20 protein-coding genes and 1 riboswitch are annotated in these 21169 nt (G+C 48.1%); of the genes, 17 read left to right on the top strand and 3 right to left on the bottom strand.

Features of this window, described 5'->3' with window-relative positions; genetic code table 11:
* Positions 1–159: 159 nt before the first annotated feature.
* The 8 genes from NST37_RS22040 to NST37_RS22005 all read left to right on the top strand — a co-directional run bounded on the left by NST37_RS22040 (position 160) and on the right by NST37_RS22005 (position 10340).
* Entirely contained in the window at positions 160–1167 is a 1008-nt protein-coding gene (locus tag NST37_RS22040; protein WP_339185838.1) for an ATP-binding protein, read from the top strand.
* A 12-nt stretch (positions 1168–1179) separates the two neighbouring features.
* Complete coding sequence (locus NST37_RS22035) at positions 1180–3753, top strand: S8 family peptidase (RefSeq protein WP_339185836.1); 2574 nt, start codon at positions 1180–1182, stop codon at positions 3751–3753.
* Positions 3754–4344: 591 nt separating this feature from the next.
* Positions 4345–4449: riboswitch (SAM riboswitch) on the top strand.
* 116 nt (positions 4450–4565) lie between these two features.
* Positions 4566–5498 (top strand): ABC transporter permease, encoded by a 933-nt coding sequence (locus tag NST37_RS22030; protein WP_339185835.1) that lies wholly within the window; start codon positions 4566–4568, stop codon positions 5496–5498.
* A 4-nt stretch (positions 5499–5502) separates the two neighbouring features.
* On the top strand, positions 5503–6450 hold the full coding sequence (locus NST37_RS22025) for an ABC transporter permease (protein ID WP_251247246.1): 948 nt from the start codon (positions 5503–5505) through the stop codon (positions 6448–6450).
* A 13-nt stretch (positions 6451–6463) separates the two neighbouring features.
* Positions 6464–7486, top strand: a complete 1023-nt coding sequence (locus tag NST37_RS22020) for an ABC transporter ATP-binding protein (protein WP_251237798.1) — start codon at positions 6464–6466, stop codon at positions 7484–7486.
* Positions 7479–8435 carry an ABC transporter ATP-binding protein gene (locus NST37_RS22015; protein WP_024984618.1) on the top strand — a complete coding sequence of 319 codons (957 nt, stop codon included), beginning with the start codon at positions 7479–7481 and terminating at the stop codon, positions 8433–8435. The genes NST37_RS22020 and NST37_RS22015 overlap by 8 nt, the downstream gene beginning before the upstream one ends.
* A 28-nt stretch (positions 8436–8463) precedes the next feature.
* The gene (locus NST37_RS22010; RefSeq protein ID WP_339185833.1) at positions 8464–10095 is read left to right on the top strand and encodes a peptide ABC transporter substrate-binding protein; all 1632 of its coding nucleotides are present in this window, start codon (positions 8464–8466) and stop codon (positions 10093–10095) included.
* A gap of 80 nt (positions 10096–10175) precedes the next feature.
* Positions 10176–10340 (top strand): hypothetical protein, encoded by a 165-nt coding sequence (locus tag NST37_RS22005; RefSeq protein WP_155808004.1) that lies wholly within the window; start codon positions 10176–10178, stop codon positions 10338–10340.
* Positions 10341–10477: 137 nt separating this feature from the next.
* Here NST37_RS22005 and NST37_RS22000 read toward each other — a convergent pair whose 3' ends face one another.
* Both NST37_RS22000 and NST37_RS21995 read right to left on the bottom strand, forming a co-directional pair.
* On the bottom strand, positions 10478–10900 hold the full coding sequence (locus NST37_RS22000) for an SRPBCC domain-containing protein (protein ID WP_003390153.1): 423 nt from the start codon (positions 10898–10900) through the stop codon (positions 10478–10480).
* The gene (locus NST37_RS21995; protein ID WP_003390152.1) at positions 10897–11223 is read right to left on the bottom strand and encodes a metalloregulator ArsR/SmtB family transcription factor; all 327 of its coding nucleotides are present in this window, start codon (positions 11221–11223) and stop codon (positions 10897–10899) included. The genes NST37_RS22000 and NST37_RS21995 overlap by 4 nt, the downstream gene beginning before the upstream one ends.
* A 493-nt stretch (positions 11224–11716) precedes the next feature.
* Between NST37_RS21995 and NST37_RS21990 the strand changes: the two genes are divergently transcribed.
* Entirely contained in the window at positions 11717–12136 is a 420-nt protein-coding gene (locus tag NST37_RS21990) for a VOC family protein (protein ID WP_003390150.1), read from the top strand.
* A 99-nt stretch (positions 12137–12235) separates the two neighbouring features.
* On the opposite strand, the gene NST37_RS21985 is transcribed toward NST37_RS21990, so the two are convergent.
* Positions 12236–13513, bottom strand: coding sequence for an erythromycin esterase family protein (locus tag NST37_RS21985; RefSeq protein WP_339185831.1), 1278 nt, complete (start codon positions 13511–13513; stop codon positions 12236–12238).
* A gap of 404 nt (positions 13514–13917) precedes the next feature.
* Between NST37_RS21985 and NST37_RS21980 the strand changes: the two genes are divergently transcribed.
* From NST37_RS21980 to NST37_RS21945, 8 genes are all read left to right on the top strand, one after another.
* Positions 13918–15009, top strand: a complete 1092-nt coding sequence (locus tag NST37_RS21980; RefSeq protein WP_339185829.1) for a hypothetical protein — start codon at positions 13918–13920, stop codon at positions 15007–15009.
* 87 nt (positions 15010–15096) lie between these two features.
* Complete coding sequence (locus NST37_RS21975) at positions 15097–15504, top strand: ankyrin repeat domain-containing protein (protein ID WP_339185828.1); 408 nt, start codon at positions 15097–15099, stop codon at positions 15502–15504.
* A 150-nt stretch (positions 15505–15654) separates the two neighbouring features.
* Positions 15655–16338, top strand: a complete 684-nt coding sequence (locus tag NST37_RS21970; RefSeq protein WP_003390143.1) for an SOS response-associated peptidase — start codon at positions 15655–15657, stop codon at positions 16336–16338.
* Between the two features lie 424 nt (positions 16339–16762).
* Entirely contained in the window at positions 16763–17044 is a 282-nt protein-coding gene (locus NST37_RS21965) for a sulfite exporter TauE/SafE family protein (RefSeq protein ID WP_081607803.1), read from the top strand.
* Between the two features lie 27 nt (positions 17045–17071).
* Positions 17072–18268: an FAD/NAD(P)-binding oxidoreductase gene (locus NST37_RS21960; RefSeq protein WP_122957861.1), complete on the top strand. Its 1197-nt coding sequence runs from the start codon at positions 17072–17074 to the stop codon at positions 18266–18268.
* A gap of 88 nt (positions 18269–18356) precedes the next feature.
* Positions 18357–19790 (top strand): rhodanese-like domain-containing protein, encoded by a 1434-nt coding sequence (locus NST37_RS21955; protein ID WP_339185826.1) that lies wholly within the window; start codon positions 18357–18359, stop codon positions 19788–19790.
* 205 nt (positions 19791–19995) lie between these two features.
* Positions 19996–20877 (top strand): PatB family C-S lyase, encoded by an 882-nt coding sequence (locus NST37_RS21950; protein WP_313897929.1) that lies wholly within the window; start codon positions 19996–19998, stop codon positions 20875–20877.
* Complete coding sequence (locus NST37_RS21945) at positions 20811–21167, top strand: aminotransferase class I/II-fold pyridoxal phosphate-dependent enzyme (protein WP_339186811.1); 357 nt, start codon at positions 20811–20813, stop codon at positions 21165–21167. Before NST37_RS21950 ends, NST37_RS21945 begins: the two co-directional genes overlap by 67 nt.
* The last annotated feature ends 2 nt before the right edge of the window (positions 21168–21169 follow it).

Below are 21169 nucleotides of genomic sequence, written 5' to 3'. Positions count from 1 at the left end.
AACTATAGAATATTATACAAGCAGCATTTAGATCGTTAGAAATGACATTACAGTGACTAGTAGTATAACTTCGATTATAATGGCGATAAGATAAGTCTGTTAGTAAAGTGAAGAACAGTATACACGTAAAGTACCTCAACGGGAAAGGACAAGTTCAATATGAACGCTGATTTATATAAGAGGCTATTTAAAGCTATTTACTCAGAAGATATCGTTGCTTTAAAAAAAATTGCTGAACTCATTATCGCGAGTGAACGTAAAAAAAATCATGGAGTTTTAGCCGACTCCCTAGAAAAAATAAAAAATAATGATAAGCCGAAGGTGAATAATGGCTTTTCACTATATAGAGATAGAAATGAAAGAAATAGTGCCAATGGCATGGGTGCTTTGCCCACTAGTAAACGAAATGAGATGCCATTAGTTTCTTATGTTCCTCGTAACCAATTAAAACACCATATGATTCTAAATGATGAAATTGAAAATAGACTTTTGTGCATTGAAAAAGAATATGCGGCTAAAGAACGGTTGGCAAAATTCAACCTTACTCCCAAAAAAAAGATCTTATTATATGGTGACCCAGGTTGTGGTAAAACATTAGCAGCAGAACGCTTGGCATGGAACTTGGGGTTGCCATTATTGAAAGTTCGGTTTGATTCATTGTTATCCTCATACTTTGGAGAGTCAGCATCAAATCTACGAGCTGTTTTTGATTACTGTAAAAATGAACCTGTGGTACTGTTACTCGATGAATGTGATTTTATTGCTAAATCCAGAACATCCGGTCAGGACGTAGGCGAAGTCCCACGGATTGTAAATATGTTGTTAATGTTACTTGATGAATATAAATCACCGGGTTTAGTGGTGGCTACAACTAATTTAAAGGTTTCACTTGATGAGGCGTTATTTAGAAGGTTTGATGATGTTATTGAGATACCTAAACCATCAGTTAATGAAATAAGAAAATTATTGATAACCACATTTTCTGCTATGAATGTAAGTAAAGATATAGATTGGGATGCTCTTTCTCAGAAACTTGAAGGACATTCCGCCGCAAACATTGTGTCTATAGCACAAAATGCAGCTAAAAGTTGTGTCCTTGAGGGATCAAATATCGTAAAAAAGGAACATATCATGGGAGTAATAAAGGATATTACCATGAAATATTAGTGAGGTGGAACTATGTCTGAAAGAAATAATTTTTCACATCTTCCCTTACCTTTAGTTTTGGCTGGTAAACCCAAATTTCGAGGCATGGTGACACCGGATCAAAGGACAATTGAAAATAGAAAAAATCGAGTTAGCCATGGGGGATATATTAAAAGGAAGGTCGCCCAAATTTCTAAATTCTGGAGAGATAGACAAGAAAAACGCCTAAGAGAGCATTTGCCGGAAATCAAAAGTGGTATCCCAATTTTATTAGAGATTGATCCGAGTAGTGATGTAAGTTTTTTAAAAAACCTTGGATTTGAAGTTATATCTGAACTGGAGAATGGGTATGTAATAGTTTCCAACGGTGATACAGAATTTGCCACGTTAATAAGAAAAACAGAAGATTTTATAAATGAGGTGTCAAAAAAATGTAATACTCCGGCTCGCATATATGAATTTCATGAAGAAGATACTCGTTTGAAAAAAATACTCGGGAAGAATTTATTGAGTATTTGGACAACGTTAAAAGACGATGAAAAATATGAAGTTGATGTAAGTATCAGTTGCTCTAGTAATATTTTTGAGATAGATCGGCAGCCAGAAAAGCCCGATCATATCAGTGATGAAGAATATAAAAATAGTAGGGAGTATATAAAATGGCAACAAAAATATTACGAAGCTTATGATCGTTGGGATCAATTAAAGACGGAAAGAGAACTGCAATTTGAAAGCTTTATTAAGTCCTACGACGGAGAGTTTACTGGATCATTTATAGATGGGGAACCAACCTATCTAGAATTTTGCGATAGTTTTTCAGTTAGAGTTAAGATAAACGGAAAGTGTTTAAGGGACCTAATATATAACTTCTCACCCATATTTGAAATTGAATATGTTGGAGAGTTATGTATTGGAAAATCCCTCCTGGATGTTGTTGGAGATATAAATCCGGAGTTAACAATTCTTCCTCCTGATGATGATGCACCAATTGTTGCAGTTATTGATAGTGGGATTCAAGAAGGCCACAAATATATAATGCCCGCAATTCTTAGTGATGACTCAAAATGTTATGTCAAAGGAACAACTTCAGTTGCCGATGAAGTAGGAAATGGGGGCCACGGAACAAGAGTTGCTGGAGCAATTTTGTATCCTTTTGAAATTCCTCGGTCGGGTACATACAAATTGCCGTGCTTTATTCGGAATGCACGTGTTTTAGATGAAACTAATGGACATTCTATTCAAAGTAGTGTCTTTCCTCCCCTTATAATAAAAGCTGTTGTTAAAGAGTTTGCAGTGGACTCTACCAGAAAAACAAAGATTTTTAATCATTCTGTTGCTGAAATTAGCTCATGTGAGATTGAACATATGTCACCATGGGCTACTGAAATTGATATGCAAAGCTATGAGCATGATGTTCTATTTATTCAAGCTGCAGGAAATGTTTATGATACTACTATAAAAGAATTATACAACGAGGGGAAATCATATCCGAAGTATCTATTCGATGAGAGATCACGAATCGCAAATCCAGCACAAAGCATGCAAGCTCTTACTGTTGGTTCCATCGCGTATCTAAATTATGAAACGGAAGACTCTATAAGCATTGGTGGGGAAAATGAGCCTTCGGCTTTTTCACGATCTGGTGCAGGGATTTGGAATTCAGTAAAGCCAGATGTAGTTGAATATGGTGGGACTTGGGTGAAAAATAAAGAGGGTCATGATATACGACTTACTACACCATCAGATGTTTGTCCCGAATTGGTTAGAGTATCACCAGAAGGGTCTGCGTTCTCTAAAGATGCAATAGGAACATCATTTTCAACTCCAAAAGTTGCATATATTGCTGCTGAAATCCAAAAACTTTTTCCTAACTCTCCGGCGTTGTTGTATAGAGCTTTGATAGCACAGTCTGCTAGATGGCCGATTAGTATTAATGATAAATTTGTAAACGCACAGGAAATTGTTAGACACGTTGGTTACGGACTACCTAATGTAATTAGAGCTACTCAAAACGATGAATATCGTATTACTTTGGTAACAGAAAATACAATGTATATTTCAGAAGGACAGGCTCATATTTTTAAGATACCTATCCCAGAAGAGTTATATGCTATTGGTGAAGATTATGATGTTCGTATAGACGTAACTTTATCTTACGTAGCAAAGCCAAGAAACACAAGACGAACACTTAGTAGATACTTATCTACTTGGCTTGACTGGAGATGTAGTAAGATTGGTGAAAGAATTGATTCATTTGCAGAAAGAATTCTTAATACAGGTGCGTCTGTAGATGATGATGGAAATTTTAATTGGGTAATTGGTGAACAGAGCAATTATGGTCAAGCAAAAGATTTTTCTCGCTCTTATAGTACTTTGCAAAAGGATTGGACTATAGTTAAGTCAAACCAGTTAACTGATAGTTTCTGCATCGCTGTTCGCGGACATAAGGGCTGGGATTCGAATGAAGCCGCAAGATACTCTTTAGTAGTTAGTTTTGAAGCTATAAATCAGGATATACAAATTTACGAAATGATACGTAATCTTGTTCAAGTCGAAATTGATAATCTGGAACAGGAAATTGAAGTGGAAGACAGGCTGCAAGAGTAAATTACCGCGGAACCTCTGCGGGCATGATTTAATGATGAAGCCACATGGTTTCATTAAAAATTTTTGCAATTATTCCCGCTATACCACGTTACGACATAATATCTCCGTGTGGAATAACGAATAATTCCCCTGTCTCCTCCATATATATCAGTGATGCCACTATAGAGGGTGTGAGTTAAATAATAACTTTGCCGTTATGGTAACTAGTGGCGAAATATGCTATTAGAAATAGTTTTATAACAATAACTATTCGCATGCTCTAGTCTTTTCGTTGACGGGAGTATGCTTTTGTTTTATAAAACTTAAACTGATAACCTATTACAGTAACGAAAACAGGTTTAGTGGAATAATAGTTTCATTCAACTAGCGAGTATCGATAGTTAAATAGTGGTAGCCACAGCATCGGCAATCTAGGACTTTGTTTTTCCGTCTTAGTCTGCCGCTGTTGCTTTTATATGAGAGAATTCTAAAACCATTTAATCCCCCCAACAAATAAACAAAAATCAAATGCACTAAAACCACATTGACATATCCAAGTAAAATGATAAGATAAAAAAGAATTTAGTGAATGAAATTTAACTTCATAAAACATTCTTATCGAGAGTGGTGGAGGGACTGGCCCGATGAAACCCGGCAACCTTGGTCTGATGGACCTTACGGTGCTAAATCCTGCGGAGTTATTCTGAGAGATAAGAAGGTGGGAACCGTACAAATCGCCCCTCTTCTTTCTGGAGAGGGGCTTTCTGTATGTATAATCCACAGTATTCATATTTATTTACTTAGTATTGCAATTGCACAAAGGAGGAAACAACGTGCTTCATTATGCGGTCAAGCGAGGCTTTCTCGTGCTGGTTACGCTGTGGATCATTGTCACGGTGACGTTTGTGATCATGCACCTGATTCCGGGCGACCCGTTCGCGTCTGACGCCAAAATGCTTCCGGAAGAAGTCGTGAAAAACATGCGGGCCCAGTACAACCTGGATGAGCCGATCCCTATGCAGTACCTGCTCTATCTGAAAGGCTTGGTGCAATTTGACCTGGGGCCGTCCATCCAGTCCAAGACAAGGGACGTGAACACGCTGATTGCGGAGGGCTTTCCCGCCTCGGCTGTTCTGGGGCTCCAGGCGTTTCTTGTCGCGCTGGCAGGTGGGATCACAGTCGGAATCGTCGCGGCGCTCTACCAAAACCGGGCGTTGGATTTTCTGTCCATGTTCGCGGCCATCGTCGGGATTTCCGTCCCCAGTTTTATTCTGGCACCGCTGTTGATCAAATACATGGCGGTCAAATGGGAGCTTTTGCCCGTCGCGGCTTGGGGGAGCTGGGAGCATTCGGTTCTTCCGACGCTTGCGCTCGCCATCGGGCCGCTTGCCATTATCGCCCGATTCGTACGAGCCAGCATGCTGGAAGTCTGGCAGCAGGAATACATAAGCACGGCGGAGGCGAAAGGGCTTGGCACCTTTTCCATCGTCGTCAGACACGGGATGCGCAATGCCATACTGCCGGTGCTTACCTTTGTCGGTCCGCTGTTTGCCAACCTGATGACCGGAACCTTTGTGGTGGAAAAGATTTTCGCCATTCCGGGGCTTGGCAAATACTTCGTGGAAAGTATTTTTAACCGCGATTATCCGGTCATTTTGGGAATGACTGTGTTTTACAGCTTTGTGCTCATTTTTACTTTGTACATCATCGACCTGCTGTACCGGGTGATTGACCCGCGCATCAGATTGACGAGCGGAGGGAGATAGCGTTATGGCCAATCAGGCAACACAACTGGATTCGCTGTTTCGACCTGTCGACCCAAGCCGGCTTGCCGGGGAAGAGCGGGAACGTCCCAGCCTCGGGTATTGGCAGGAGGTATGGCAGCGGGTATGCCGCAACAAGCTGGCGATGCTCGGGTTCTTCCTGCTCGCGGCGGTGGTGGCGCTCTCGATCTTCGGACCGATGCTCGTTCCTCACAGCCCGCATGAGCAGTCGTTGACGCAGGGGAATCTGCCGCCCTCGGGCGAGCACTGGTTTGGAACGGATGACCTGGGCCGGGACATGTGGGCGCGTACCTGGATGGGCGGCCGCATCTCTTTGTTTATCGGTGTGGTGGCGGCGGCCATCGACCTGGTAATCGGTGTGTGCATCGGCGGCATTTCCGGATACATGGCAGGAAGGAGCAGGCTGGGTGACCGAGTGGACAACATCCTGATGCGGCTGGCTGAAATTCTCTACAGCATCCCGTATCTGCTGGTGGTGATCCTGCTGATGGTCGTTCTGGAGCCGGGACTCGCCACGATCATTATTGCGCTTTCGCTGACCGGCTGGGTGGGCATGGCCCGCCTGGTCAGAGGACAGCTCATGCAGATCAAGCGGCAGGAGTTTGTGCTGGCGGCAGAAAAGCTGGGCACCTCCCATGCCAAAATCATCATCAGGCATCTGCTGCCCAATACGATTGGCGTGATCATCGTCAACCTGACCTTTACGATTCCGCATGCGATCTTCGCCGAGTCGTTTCTCAGCTTTCTCGGTCTGGGCGTGCAAGCGCCGACGGCCAGTTGGGGAACGATGGCCAACGACGCGCTGGCGGTTGTGCTGAGCGGGCAGTGGTGGCGGCTGTTTTTTCCGGGATTCATGATTTCGCTTGCCATGTTCGCGTGCAACGCGCTCGGGGACGGTCTGCAGGACGCGCTGGACCCGCGCATCAGGAAATGAGGGGGAGTTCATCATGAAGCCATTGTTGGAAGTAGACCAGCTGCGCGTCTCCTTTCGCACGTACGGCGGAGAGGTGCAGGCAGTGAGAGGGGTGTCCTTTTCCGTGAGGGAGGGAGAGACGCTGGCCATTGTCGGAGAGAGCGGCTGCGGAAAAAGCGTGACCGCCCGGGCATTGATGGGGATGATTCCGCCCCGATCCGGCCAGGTAAAGAGCGGCAGCATCCGGTTTCGCGGGCGTGAGCTGACCCGGCTGACGAAACAGGAGTGGCAGCAGGTTCGCGGCTCGCAGATCGGCATGATCTTTCAGGACCCGATGACCTCGCTGAACCCGACGATGAAAATCGGGACACAGATTGCCGAAGGGCTGATCAAGCATCGAAAGCAGACGAAGGCGGAAGCAAAGGAAGAGACGCTGAAGCTGCTGGAGAGGGTGGGCATTCCGGAGGCGGCGAGGCGGTATGAACAATATCCGCACGAGCTGAGCGGAGGCATGCGGCAGCGTGTCGGCATCGCCATGGCGCTGGCCTGCCATCCAGAGCTGATCATCGCCGACGAGCCGACGACGGCGCTCGACGTGACCATTCAGGCGCAGATCCTTCGGCTGATGAAGGAGCTGCAGCAGCAGTTGAACACATCGATCATTTTGATCACCCACGATCTGGGCGTAGTCGCAGAGGTGGCCGACCATGTGGCGGTGATGTACGCGGGCGCAGTGGTGGAGAGCGGCCGGGTGGAAGAGATTTTTGACAACCCGCGCCATCCATACACACAGGGGCTGCTGCAGTCTGTGCCGCGTCTTGCGGCAGGAAAAAAAGAGCGGCTGGTCCCCATCGAAGGGACTCCGCCGGATTTGTTTCGTCCGCCAGCCGGCTGTCCGTTTGCCGCCCGCTGCCGCTTTGCTATGGAAATTTGCCTGGCGCATATGCCGCCAGCCGAATCGTTTTCCGATTCTCATGAGGCGAGCTGCTGGCTGAACGACCCGCGTGCCCCGAAGGCGGAAGCGTGGATTGCAGCAGGGAGGGAGACATATGCTTGACAACATCGTGGAGGTGGAGAATCTCGCCAAATCGTTTGAGATTGGCGGCGGCCAACGGGTCAGGGCTGTTGACCGCGTTTCTTTTGCCATCAGGCGGGGGGAGACGCTCGGTATCGTCGGGGAAAGCGGCTGCGGCAAGTCGACGCTGGGCAGGACGATCGTGGGCCTGTACCCGGCTACTGCGGGGCGCATCCTGTTTCAAGGAAAAGACCTCGCCAGGATGGACAGACACGAAAGGCGGGAAGCAAACCGCCACATGCAGCTAATCTTCCAGGACCCGCAAGCCTCGCTTAATCCGCGGCTCAGGGTGGGCGACATCATCGCCGAAGGAATCGACGCCTACGGATTGGCAAAAGGAAAAGAGCGGGAAGAACGCATCTACCGCCTGCTGGAGCTGGTCGGACTGCACCCCGGCCACGCAAAACGCTTTCCGCATGAATTCAGCGGCGGACAACGGCAGCGCATCGGGATCGCCCGGGCGCTTGCTGTGGAGCCGAGCTTTATCGTGGCGGACGAGTCCATCTCCGCACTGGATGTATCCATTCAGGCGCAAATCGTCAATCTGCTGGCAGATCTGCAGGCAGAGCGGGACATCACCTATTTGTTTATCGCACATGACCTGGCGATGGTAAAGCACATCAGCGACCGGATCGGCGTGATGTACCTGGGGCAGATGATGGAGCTGGCACCGGGCGAGGAGTTGTTTGCAGCACCGCTGCATCCGTACACGCAGGCTTTGATCTCCGCCATGCCGGTCTCCCATCCTGCCCAGCGCGAAGAGCGGGAGCAGATTGTCCTGACCGGAGAGATGCCGAGCCCGATTCATCCGCCAAGCGGGTGCCCGTTTCGCACCAGATGCCCGGCGGCCCAAGGCGTCTGCGCCGAAGCAGCGCCGGAGTGGAAGGAGGTGAGGCGCGGACACTGGATCGCTTGCCATTTTGTACAGTAGACAGAGGAGAACAAGGAGGAAATCATCGATGAAAAAAGGATTGCTCGCTTTTGCCGCACTGCTGGCGCTCGCCGTGCCTGCGCTCTCCGCATGCGGCAGCGATAAGCCGGCTGCGTCTTCCGATCAACAGACGGGGGCAGCCGTCAAACAAGTCATGACCGCCAATCTGCGGGGTGAACCGTACACATTGGACCCGGCATTCGCTTCCGATACCACCTCGTACTGGGTGATCGACCATCTGTACGAAGGACTGTACCGCTACGGCCAAAACGGGGACATCGTGGAAGGCGCAGCCGAAAAGGTGGAAGTCTCCCCGGATGGCAAAACCTACACGTTTACCCTGCGCCCCGAGATGAAATGGTCGAACGGCGATCCGGTAACGGCGCATGACTACGAATACTCCTGGAAGCGTGTGCTGAACCCGCAGACTGCCGCCTATGAACCATCTGCGCTCTACTACATACAAGGCGCGGAGGCGTACAACTCGGGCAAAGGCAGCGTGGATGACGTGCAGATCAAGGCAAAGGATGACCGGACACTCGTCGTCAGACTGAAAGACCCCATCACCTATTTCCCGAAAATCATGATGAGCCGCGCCTATCTGCCGGTGAACAAGAAAGTTGTGGAAGCGGACAAAAACTGGGCAGCGGAAGCGAAAGGCATCGTGACCAACGGCCCGTACACCGTGGAGAGCTGGGACCACAACAGTCAGCTGACCATCGCCAAAAGCCAGAGCTACTGGGAAAAAGACAAGGTAACAATGGAGACCGTCCACTTCAAGATGGTGAACGAAGCGACTACCTACTACCAGATGTTCAAAACGGGAGAGCTTGACCTGATCGACTCTTTGCCAATCGACGTGATTGAGCAGGAAAAGGGAAAAGAAGAGTACAAATCGTTCCCGGACTACAGCATTTATACGTACACGTTTAACGTAGAGAAAGAGCCGTTCACCAACGCGAAAATCCGTCAGGCCTTTTCCTACGCAATCGACCGGGACATCCTGACGGCAAACGTGACCATGGGAGGCCAGCTCCCGGCGTACGGCTACACGCCATTCGGGGTGAAAACTCCTGCGGGCAAGGACTTCCGGGAAGAAGTGGCGCCATACTATCAGTTCGATCCGGCCAAGGCGAAGCAGCTTTTGGCGGAAGGCTTGAAGGAAGAAGGCTGGACAGAGCTTCCGCCGATTACGCTGAAATACAGCACGGCGGAAAACCACAAGAAGATCGCCGAAGCGCTGCAGGAAATGTTCAAGAAAAACCTGGGCGTGCAGGTGAAGCTGGAAAATCAGGAGTGGAAAACCTACATCGATACGTTCAAGCAGAAAAACTTCCAGATCGCCCGCATGGGGTGGAACGGCGATTACCTCGATCCGCTCGCGATGCTGGAGCTGTACACGGGGAAAAGCTCCCGCAACTTTACCAACTGGGCCAATCCGAAGTTTGACGAGCTGATCGAAAAAGCGAAGGTCGAACAAAACGAGGAAGCGCGCATGAAGCTTCTGCACGACGCCGAAACCGTGTTGATGCAGGATATGCCGGTCATCCCGATCTATTTCAACAACGAAAACTACCTCAACAGCAAAAAGATCGAAGGTATCCGCTTCAGCGTAACTGGGACACCGGATCTGCGCGGGGCAAAAAGATTGGCTGAGTAACCTCACGGACCCGGAATAAAATCCCTCAGAGGCACTCATAGTAAGAAGGGTGTTTACCGCAGAACAGGAGGGGGACAGACATGTCCAGACCGAACAACAAAAAGCCGAATGATCAGCAGCGGGAGTCGCAGGACTTTTTGGCAAAGCAGGGGGATCGAGTAGAGGGCGAGAGCGAGCTGGTGAAGCGGATGTACACGGAAAACGTGGAGCCGGTCGCTTCCGTCCAGCGAAACGAGATCGAATAAACGAAACCAGCGTGGTCGAAACGTCTGAGGGGCCATGGCATGGCACAGCAAAAAACCGGAGCGATTACGTGCTCCGGTTTTTGCTGTTTATCGCCTCGATACGGCTGTCGCCATTGATGCATAAATATTGAATGCGCTTATTGTTCCAACACCTTTTCAAGCTCGCCGCACCATTTGGTCCAGCCATACTTAGCTCCACCCAGTGCTTGGGCATTTGAGAATCCGGTTTGTTCGAGATGAAGGTTAACCTTTCCGTCCCCTACATCCTGCAGCGTCCAGGTGATCGTATGCTTCTCCTCTCCGCTGCCCCAAGTATAGGACAATCGGTGTGGTGGCTCCACGATAAGCACTTCGCCTTCAACAATTCCATCCCAATATTCGTTCGGTTCCGTACGAAACTGAAAACGGTGTCCTACGACGGGTTTAAAATCATTTTCCATTGCCTGACCGGTGTGGATGTTGACCACCCACTTGGCAAGCTTGCTTGAATCGGTCAAGGCGGTCCAAAGCTTCTCCATCGATGTCTTGTACTGAAAATCCAGGGATAAGGTTAAACTCATTCTTCTTCCTCCTCTAATAGTTGGCTCAAGCGCAACATATTCGTACTCCAGAACTTGCTGTAGAAAGCCACCCAATCTTGAATTTCTCTGAGTGGAGAGGCGTTCAGCCTATATCGCGTTTCTCTGCCGACTTTTCGATCAAGTACCAGTCCGGCCTCTTTCAGGACTGTCAAATGCTTGGATACCGCTGTACGGCCCATTTCAAAATGCGTGGTTAACTCATGAAGCGGCATCTCCTCTGCCTCTGCCAACAGACGAATCAATCGGCGCCTGGTTGGATCTGCAATCGCGTCAAACACATCCCGCTGGTTGTTCTCGTTCACAGCTACCCGCTCCAAAAAATATGATTTTATGTAGGAGAAATCTATGGTGTACTAAGGGACAGCCGTTGATTTCACCACCTCCTTACAGTATGCAACTCTTCGGACGCAGTGTCCACGAGGCGATATTTCGTCAGCATGCACTTTTTTCAATCTTTTTTCCTCTGACTGGGTTTCTACTTTCGCAGTTGTTTCCGTACCAATAAGCTTGCTCATTGGTTTTCTTCTTTTAATTGGTTCAAGTCAAACTTATTCAGATTCAAACTTTACAAAATGAATAAATCGTCATTCGGACACCAAATGGTGTCTGTTTTGATAATACGACACCATTTGGTGTCCTGTCAAACAGTATTTTTTGCACCACAGCTTGTTTGAATGAGAGGCTGATAAATGAGCAGAAGAACCAATACAATGTTTGGGTTATTGAAGATAGCAATTGAAAAGAAATCAACGCATTTGATAAAAGGTATGATGGGAAAAAAGGAGCTGATCTAGGATGACAGTAAAACTTACCCCTTATGTAAATTTGGAAGGGAACGCAAGGGAAGCGATTCAGTTTTATGAACAAGCGATAGGTGCCGAAGTCCTCACCATCATTACTTACGGTGATATGCCGGAAATGCCTGATACTTTTACGGATGAGGTAAAGAATCTTGTGGCACACGCAAAGCTGCGTGTGGGTGAAACGGAACTCATGTTTTCCGATGCTCCAACCGGTTCGTCTATTCCCAAGGGCAAACAGGTAACCATTTGCCTTTCAACGAATGACGTGGAAAAATCAAAACGATTTTTTGAAGCCCTGCAGCAAGGCGGTCAAGTGAATATACCATTTGAAGAAAACTCTTTTAGCCCAGGGTTTGGCGATGTAACTGACAAATTTGGCGTGACCTTTCAAATTTATACGGAAAGCAGATAGAATTAGGAAAGAGAATGCCTTTTTTGCATCAGCAAAAAGGGCATTCTCTTTCTTTAAACTACGGTATGATCAGCAAGGAACCCGACAATTCCCGCTCCGTTACTCTTTTAACATTACCGAAGGAGTAGCAGTCCGCACGAAAATCAGCGCATCAAAAGCTTTCGCCGGAACCATCTGCAACGTATACATCTTTTCCATTTTTTCATACAATCCGCTAAAGACTGCTCCGATGGCACTGATGGGCTGCGTTTTATTCAGGTAGGCGGTGAAACTTTCATTATTTTTGGCCTTTGCAAAATCCAGGAATCCATCCTGCATGTTTGTCTGTGCAAACAGTACAGCCAGCCGATCGTTGCCGCTATTTTTTACATGAAACTCCTTTCGCTCATTGGTAAAGGCGTCATTGGCAATAAAGGAGCTTTCGTAAAATACACTGCCGATGGCGTAATACTGGTCCCCAAAGGCTTTGGCGAGATGGGCCCCCATGCAAGTGGCTGTTCCTGCGGTAGTGGAGGTTTTTTCAATGTGTCCATTATGTCCGGTGATGAACAGTTTTTCGCGACCGTAATATTTCTTTTCGTAGGACAAGACCCACTTCACTTTTTCCGCCATATAGAAATCGCGGGTATTGCTATAGTTGGCATTGGTTCCGCGAAGAGTAGCGTTTTGCTTGATCGCCTCGGCAAAGGCCAGTGCCAGCTCATATTCTCGCTCGGAGCTTTTGGCGATATAAACGGATTTATTTTCTTTCATACGCTCCATCAGGCTTTTCATATGGGAGAGCCCGTCTTGTACGGTGGCTTTCTTTTGATCATACACTGTCTTGTCATTCAGATTCGCAAGTGCCGTCTCATACTTGGAGGCAAGTGGCGGGTCCACCTTTTTCAAGTAGGAGAACAGCCCGTTTTTGTTGTGGTCATAGCGCTGCATGTCAAACCCGTAAAAATGAATTTTGTCTTTTGCATCCCGATGCTCGTTATAGGAGCGCATCCAGGAGAGAAGGGCTGCCATTTCTTGCGTATTGTAGATGGTAAATCCGATTGCCTTTGCCGCATCTTGGGCAGTTCCGCTGCCTCCCAGTATGTATTCGTTGACCTTTTGCCCTCCGCCAAAATCGCCTTCGATGGCGAATACGCGATATCCTTGCTTTTCTACGAGATGCTTGAAAATATCCAACTTTAGCATCGTAAATTGCTTGTTGCCATGTGTAGCTTCCCCAAACCCGATAATGGTTTTCGAAGGAAGCGCCATTTTGGAAACAGGGACGAGGCTGGATTTCACCGACTGTTGCAACGGGTTGGTGGATACCGCTTGGAAACCTGTCAGTACACTCATCATGATGAGCAAGCTCATGACGATCAAGAGGTTTTTTTTCATATCGTTCTCTCTTTCTTGAGTTGATCCTTGCTTTGATAAAAGATGACAACCGCATATGTCATCTTCCTTTTGGATTGATAGAAACGTACAAGGCTCATCTAATGGTTTTTCTTGCCATTTACATAATTATACTCTTTTCGGATACGTTTAACTACATTGAATTAATTTTATCCCAGTTCCAGTTTCATTTTTCGTCCCCGCGGAAAAGGGTTTTTGTGGAATTTGCGGAATAGTCAAATGAAAAGTTGCATTATCCGTTAGATGATCAGTCCGGCTAAGTAATTTTTTGGATGATTTATACAGTTCGTTTCACGCCAGAATCTTCGCTCAGGTAGTTGCGTTCTATAATGGACCGAAGCCATTTTGCCTCTGTCCGTTTCTGTATGATCGGAGGGAGTTCCCAATTGAAAAAATACATGCTGTTTCTGCTCGTATCCATCCTGTTCATAGCAGGCTGCCAGAATACGGATGAAATGCCTTTGCAAAATAAAACACCGCATCTGGCAGTCATCAAACAAGCGGGGAAATCCAATGTTGTTACTTTGGATAAAGACTACAAAGTAGTAAAGGAGAAGAAAATCGGCAAATTCCTGATCGATGCACAGATCGATGGGCAAACGCTGTATCTGATTGATCCAGGAATTGAGGAGCCCAGAAAAGACCTGTACGCCGTGAATCTATACGACCTTTCGTACGAAACATTGACCCTGCCCTACATTCCGCAAAAGCTTTTTATTCACGATCGAATCGCGTATATTGCTTCATCCGTGGAATCCCGAAATGTGGGTTTTCATTTCATGCTTGTCGATCTCGACACTTTTTCTCTCATCGAGACGCTAACCGTACCTGGGGCCGTGCGCTCTATGATCCCGGCAGAAAACGGCATAACGATGTACGTGAACTCAGGCGGGGCGCATAATTATGGGCAGTATGCAAAAAAGGTCCAAATTGGCAAAGCCGAGACGGGCAAGTACCAAATCATAACCATGAACGATATTCCGGAAGAACTTCCGCCCAATGGCGTTGTTCCATTTCAGGATCACTATATAGCTGTCTATGCCGGGTTCGCCAAAGGACCTAAACCGAAGTGGGTGAAACGTCTGGAATCCTATACGAGCAAAATGAAGGTGCTGAATCCGAAAACAGGTTCTGTCTTGCAGGAGATCACTTTGGAAGAAACCTTTCCTCAATCCATTGTGCGAAAGGGAGACATAGCCTTCGTTAATCATTTTACGGACTTGGACATGACGGGGGACACGATCTCAGTCTATGACCTGAAAAAAATGGAGCTGAAAGCAAAGCTGCAATCCCCAAAGCCTTCCTCTATCGCTTTGGATGGTTCAAACCTCCTTGTCTCGAATATGACACAGGGGACCCTATCGGTGTTTGATACTGAGGAGCTTAAACAGAAGCAACAAGTGGCAGTTGGCGAGTGGCCTTCCAAAGTGCTTGTCGTTCCAGAAAGGAATAAGCAAAGCAGCCTTTCGTTGAAATGACTCTGTTACGTAAACAGGATGCAAAGAGTTAGGCTTGCTGCTGCCATATACGTTCATAGGGGTTGTCTATAAAGAATGAGGTGCGATATGAATAAACGATATTTGATTTTTGCCCTATTCACTGTGCTTGTTGGAATCGGTTTATTTCAATTTTCCGCTGTTTTTCACTTCGGGCAAACGAAGAATTACAATGACAATTACGATGAAACCTTCAACCCAAATGAGTTCATCCGTGCTGCACAAAACGGCAATGTGGACGAGGTAAAGCCGTTCATCCAGAATAATATGAATCCCGATGTTACAGACAATGATGGAAGAACGGCGCTTTTACATGCTGTCATCGGGAAAAAGCATGAGGTAGCGGAGTACTTGCTAATGAACAAAGCCGATCCCAATATCAAAGATTTTTATGGAGACTCGCCGTTAAAAATCTCAAGGGAAATAAACGACGCAAAGCTCACAGAGTTATTAGAGAGAAATGGGGCAAAAGAATAGCGGGATTATGAAGAAAAAGCGCCTTCGGGGGCTTTTTTGTTATGTACCGGAGAGTAGGAGAGGGGATGACACGTCTAATCGCTCCCGTGCTTCGGGGAGGGGGTATTTTTGTTGGGAATGAGGAATGCTGGTGGCAGGAGGGAATTGCCTATGTGCGGGCGCTTTACGCTTGTCACCGACCCGGAGAAGCTGATGAGCCGGTTTCAACTGCAGGAAATCCTGTTCGACCTAAAGCCGCGGTACAACATCGCCCCCGGCCAGCCAATTCCGGCCATTCTAGCTGACGGAGGGCGCCAAAGACTCGGACAATTGCGCTGGGGGCTTGTTCCGTCATGGGCTCAAGACGACAGGAACAGTTATAAAATGATCAATGCGCGGGCCGAGACTTTAACCGAGAGGCCGGCTTTCCGAAAGCTCTTTGTCCGCAAGCGCTGTCTCATTCCGGCTGACGGCTTTTATGAATGGAGGCAAACGCAAAAAGGCAAGCAGCCCATGCGCATTATGATGAAAAATGAGGAACCGTTTGCTTTTGCCGGTCTCTTTGATACCTGGACAAATGCAGATGGGGTGAAGCTTCATACCTGTGCAATCATTACGACCAGTGCCAACGAGGTTGTCGCAGGCATCCATGACCGCATGCCCGTTATTTTAAAGGGACCTGAGGAGGAAGCAATTTGGCTGGATCGCGATACATGCGACTCTGAATTGCTGAGGTCGCTTCTCACTCCTTACGATGCGGCGCAGATGCGAGCCTACCCTGTCTCCCATATTGTCGGAAGTCCAAAAAATGATGTAGCGGAGTGTATACAGGAAATTGCCGAACCGGCGTGGTAGAGCCCGTTCCCGTTTTGGGAGAGGCGAGGTATAAGATTTGCAAGGTCACCTGAAAGGGTGGCTTTTTTGCGTAGCTTCCCGAATCTCTGCCTGCCTTTTGCCAACAATGCCAAACCGTTGTCAGTGTTGCAAGAGGCTTCAAGCTCAAATTATAACTGAATATTCCATCAATTATGCTTTCAAAGCTGACAATTGCGCATAAAAGCGACAAGCGAAAAATGGCGATTTGACGGGAAAAATCGAATTGGCACGATGCTTGCTATTACTCATGGTCAAGTATGTCTGAAGGGAGGGCAAGCGAGTCGGGAAGGAGGGAGTTATCAAAAGGACGGGTGTTGTCCAAAAGGCCGATGTTGTCAGAAGGAGAAGGTTGAGCAGACATCGATTCACGTGATTCTCGCAATCATGTCGTTGCTCCAATTTCATTCCGCACGCCAGGGCCGGTCATGTCCGATGGAAAACAGCGGTGATTTTTGCCATTCTTGGTGCAATAGGAGCATATTTCGGATCGTTTGCCGGTACATTGATACCTGAAAACCAATTATTGTTTTTATTTTCCATCTCGATGATGAGCATGGCTGTCCGAATGTCTATGCCAAAGAAAAAGCAAGAGGAGGCGAGTGCTGCTGGTGAGCAGGTCAATGTTTGGCGGGCCGCAGTTGCCATTTACATGCTGTTTTTCAATGCAGAGGCCTTGAATTTGTGACTTTACATGGGGATGGGGTGGATGGAAATGTCAGTTGCTCACTACAAAATCGTGATTGTAGGCGGAGGCAGCGCAGGCATCTCGGTTGCAGCACGTCTTCTGCGCAAGTCGCGTGATTTGTTCGGAAAGATTGCCATCGTAGACTTCTCGACGAAGCATTACTATCAGCCATTGTGGACGCTTGCCGGTGCCGGTGTCGTTCGCAAGGAGGTTACCGAGCGCGAGGAAGCATCGCTGATCCCGAATGGCGCGAAATGGGTGCAAGATGCCGTTACTGAATTTTTGCCGAACGAAAACACCGTCGTAACCGCGTCCGGAGACAAAATCCGCTACGACTATCTGGTCGTTTCAGCGGGCATCCAGATTGATTGGGAGAAGGTAAAAGGGCTGAAGGAGAGTATTGGCAAACACGGGGTTTGCAGCAATTACTCTTATGATTACGTCGAGAGCACATGGGACAATATTCGCAGCTTTACGGGCGGCACGGCGATTTTTACCAACCCCAATACTCCCGTAAAATGCGGCGGGGCTCCTCAGAAAATCATGTATTTGGCGGATGATTACTTTCGCAAATCAGGCGTACGCTCCCGGGCATCCATCCGTTTTGTCTCCGGCGGAGCGAGCATATTTGCCGTGAAAAAGTATGCGGATGCTTTGCAGAAGGTGATTGAAAGAAAACAAATCGAGACACGGTTCAAGCATAATCTCGTTGAAATTATCGGTGATAAAAAACAAGCGGTCTTTGTGAACATGGATACCAACGAGCGTGTGATCATGCCCTATGACATGATTCATGTCGTGCCGCCGATGAGCGCCCCCGATTTTATCAAAAAAAGTCCGCTTGCGGCAGGCGACGGTTGGCTCGATGTGGATAAATACACACTGCAGCATAAACGGTTTGGGAATGTTTTCGGGGTGGGGGACTGCACCAATTTGCCGACATCAAAAACGGGCGCCGCGATCCGCAAGCAGGGGCCGATCGTCGTGCAAAACCTGCTGGCCATGATCAGCGGAAAGCCTGTTTGCGACAAATACAACGGATATACCTCATGCCCGCTCGTGACCGGCTATGGAAAATTGATATTGGCGGAATTCGATTATGAGCTCAATCCCCAAGAGTCGTTTCCCTTTGATCAATCCCGTGAAAGGCTCAGTATGTATTGGCTGAAAAAGGATTTGCTTCCCGTGATGTACTGGAAGGGCATGCTCAAAGGGATGATGTAAAACCAAACCATTCCGCACAAACGCTTTGCTTACCGATCTCTTGTCAGATCGGACAAAAATTAATGAAAAGATGGATGGAGGCTGACTTATGCTGCTCAAGTATTTCTATGATGACAAATTGGCCCAGGCATCTTATCTGGTGGGATGCCAGGCTTCCGGCGAGGCCATCGTCATTGATCCTGCCCGCGATATCGAAACATATGCCAAAGCTGCAAAAGCAAACGGGGTGAAGATCGTTGGCGTGACGGAAACACACATTCATGCCGACTTTCTTTCCGGCGCACGGGAAATCGCTTCGAGATTCGGAGCTGCCTTGTACTTGTCCGATGCAGGAGGGGCGGATTGGCGCTACCAATACGCAAGCGAATACAAGCATTGCTTGCTAAAGGACGGGGACACCTTCCAGATTGGCAATCTTACGTTCGAGGTGCTCCATACGCCGGGACACACCCCCGAACACATATCGCTGCTGTTGACAGATGGCGGTTCTTCGGCGAACGAACCGATCGGGATTTTCACAGGGGACTTCGTGTTTGTCGGTGACGTGGGGCGTCCAGACCTTTTGGAAAAAGCGGCAAAGGTAAGCGGCTCCGCTGAGGAGATGGCACGGAAAATGTTTCACTCGCTGGCGCGATTCAAAAAACTCCCTGACTATCTGCAAGTCTGGCCCGGGCATGGGGCGGGCAGCGCGTGCGGCAAGGCGATCGGGGCCGTCCAATCGTCCACGGTCGGCTATGAGAAACGGACGAATTGGGCGTTGCAGCATGAGCATGAAAATGATTTTATCCAGGAATTGCTGGCGGGGCAGCCCGAGCCGCCAACCTATTTTGCGATGATGAAGCAGCTCAATAAAATGGGCCCACAACTGGTGCAAGAGATAGCAGCTCCGTTGCAAGCAGAGGCTTCATTAGACGTAGTAGAGGCATGGGTGCAGCAAGGCATGGTTGTCGATACCCGTCCGGCAAGCATGTTCGCCCAAAGGCATTTGCCGGGAGTCATCAATATTCCTTATGACCAATCATTCGTCACGTGGGCTGGCTGGCTGCTCGACTATGATCGGCCCATCTACCTGTTGGCCGACAAGCAGTCCGTTCCAGATATTCGAAAGGCTTTGCAGTCAATCGGATTGGACCAGGTCGCTTCCACGATGGATCTGGATGTGTTCGAGCTCCATGATGACTCGAAGTTCGCCAAATACGAGGAGGTAACGCCAGAGGAGGTAGGGGAGCAAGTACAAACGGGACAGATATACGTTCTAGATGTCCGTTATGCAAAAGAGCATGCTGATGGCTGTATTCCCGAAGCGAAACACATCATGCTTGGATACTTGCCGGCAAGCATTCAGGAATTGCCCCGTGACAAACCGATCCTGGTCCAATGCAAATCAGGGAGAAGATCCGCCATCGGGGTGAGCCTTTTGCAGGCACACGGCTTCAAAAATGTTCGGAACTTGATCGGCGGCTTTGACGAATGGGTGAAACAAGGGCTTCCCATCGTAAGGCGAGAGACAAGGAGAACCTAATCGAACATGGACATGGACCAGGTAGGTTTATGAGCACGATGCTGCCACTCGGGATCGAGAAGCCTGTATTCGCCTGTTTGGCAGGTCTGTATCACAGTGGCTCTGGCCGATGAAAATAGACGGTTGCCGAAAGGGAATGGCTGCCTGCTTTTTTACAGGCAGCGCAACAATAAAATGAAAGCGCCATCATGGGGAGGTTAGGTACATGCACTACGATTTCGATCAAGTCCACAACCGATTTCACACTGATTCGATCAAGTGGGACAGAACGGAAAAGCTGTTCGGTGACAAAGATATCCTGCCCATGTGGATAGCCGACATGGATTTTCGCTGCCCTCTGCCCGTCATTGAACGTCTGATCAGCAGGGCGGAGCATGGGATTTTTGGCTATACAGCGAGGTCCGACAGCTATTTTGAGTCGTTTGCCGGCTGGGTGAAACGCCGGCATCATTGGGAGATCAAAAAAGAATGGATACGCTGCAGTCCAGGCATTTTAACAGCATTGAGCATCATTGTCCAAACCTTTACGGAGCCGGAAGACAAAGTGATCATTCAGCCGCCGGTGTACCATCCCTTTCCCGGTATTGTGCAAAAAAATAACCGGGAGCTGGTGCTAAATCCGCTGATGCTGAACAATGGCCGGTATGAAATGGATTACGACGATCTTATCGGCAAAATCGATCCAAAGGTAAAGATGATCATTCTTTGCAACCCGCACAACCCGGTCGGGAGAGTGTGGACAAAAGCGGAGCTTGAACGCTTGGGCCAAATATGTGCCGAGCATGACATCCTTGTAGTATCCGATGAGGCTCACTTCGATCTGATCCACAATGGACATCGCCATACGCTGTTTGCCAGCATTTCGGAACCGTTTGCGCTTGGGTCGATTACATGCACAGCACCAAGCAAAACATTTAATATGGCAGGTCTGCAAATGTCCAACATCATCATTCCGGATCAACAGAAACGGGCGATGTTTACGAAAGCATTTGATATGCTTCATCTGAGTCTGTCCAACACATTTGGCCTGCCGAAACGGCCTACCGACACGGTGATGAATGGCTGGATCAATGCCTCGCGTATGTAGGAGACAATCTGGCTTTTCTGACAGACTTTATTGAAGCCCATATAAAGCCAATCAAAGTGATCCAGCCGGAAGGAACCTATCTGGTATGGCTCGATTGCCGCGAATTGGGAATGGATGCGAAGACACTCGAACAGTTCTTTCGAAAGCAGGCCAAGGTGGCATTGGACGAGGGCTACAAATTTGGGAAGGGAGGAGAAGGGTTTACGAGAGTGAATATCGCTTGTCCACGGTCTGTCCTGGAAGAGGGCTTGCAGAGAATGGCCAGTGCCGTTCACCAATGGGTCCAATAAAC

The organism is Brevibacillus sp. FSL K6-6036 (genome assembly GCF_037964015.1).
GTDB classification, from domain to species: Bacteria; Bacillota; Bacilli; order Brevibacillales; family Brevibacillaceae; genus Brevibacillus; species Brevibacillus borstelensis.
This window is presented reverse-complemented; position numbering and strand designations above follow the sequence as displayed.

Excerpts from the sequence above, each read along its gene's own strand:
- NST37_RS22040 (WP_339185838.1), top strand. The coding sequence starts at position 160 with ATGAACGCTGATTTATATAAGAGGCTATTTAAAGCTATTTACTCAGAA.
- NST37_RS22035 (WP_339185836.1), top strand. The coding sequence starts at position 1,180 with ATGTCTGAAAGAAATAATTTTTCACATCTTCCCTTACCTTTAGTTTTG.
- NST37_RS22025 (WP_251247246.1), top strand. The coding sequence starts at position 5,503 with ATGGCCAATCAGGCAACACAACTGGATTCGCTGTTTCGACCTGTCGAC.
- NST37_RS22020 (WP_251237798.1), top strand. The coding sequence starts at position 6,464 with ATGAAGCCATTGTTGGAAGTAGACCAGCTGCGCGTCTCCTTTCGCACG.
- NST37_RS22015 (WP_024984618.1), top strand. The coding sequence starts at position 7,479 with ATGCTTGACAACATCGTGGAGGTGGAGAATCTCGCCAAATCGTTTGAG.
- NST37_RS22010 (WP_339185833.1), top strand. The coding sequence starts at position 8,464 with ATGAAAAAAGGATTGCTCGCTTTTGCCGCACTGCTGGCGCTCGCCGTG.
- NST37_RS22005 (WP_155808004.1), top strand. The coding sequence starts at position 10,176 with ATGTCCAGACCGAACAACAAAAAGCCGAATGATCAGCAGCGGGAGTCG.
- NST37_RS22000 (WP_003390153.1), bottom strand. The coding sequence starts at position 10,900 with ATGAGTTTAACCTTATCCCTGGATTTTCAGTACAAGACATCGATGGAG.
- NST37_RS21990 (WP_003390150.1), top strand. The coding sequence starts at position 11,717 with ATGACAGTAAAACTTACCCCTTATGTAAATTTGGAAGGGAACGCAAGG.
- NST37_RS21985 (WP_339185831.1), bottom strand. The coding sequence starts at position 13,513 with ATGAAAAAAAACCTCTTGATCGTCATGAGCTTGCTCATCATGATGAGT.
- NST37_RS21975 (WP_339185828.1), top strand. The coding sequence starts at position 15,097 with ATGAATAAACGATATTTGATTTTTGCCCTATTCACTGTGCTTGTTGGA.
- NST37_RS21970 (WP_003390143.1), top strand. The coding sequence starts at position 15,655 with ATGTGCGGGCGCTTTACGCTTGTCACCGACCCGGAGAAGCTGATGAGC.
- NST37_RS21960 (WP_122957861.1), top strand. The coding sequence starts at position 17,072 with ATGTCAGTTGCTCACTACAAAATCGTGATTGTAGGCGGAGGCAGCGCA.
- NST37_RS21955 (WP_339185826.1), top strand. The coding sequence starts at position 18,357 with ATGCTGCTCAAGTATTTCTATGATGACAAATTGGCCCAGGCATCTTAT.
- NST37_RS21950 (WP_313897929.1), top strand. The coding sequence starts at position 19,996 with ATGCACTACGATTTCGATCAAGTCCACAACCGATTTCACACTGATTCG.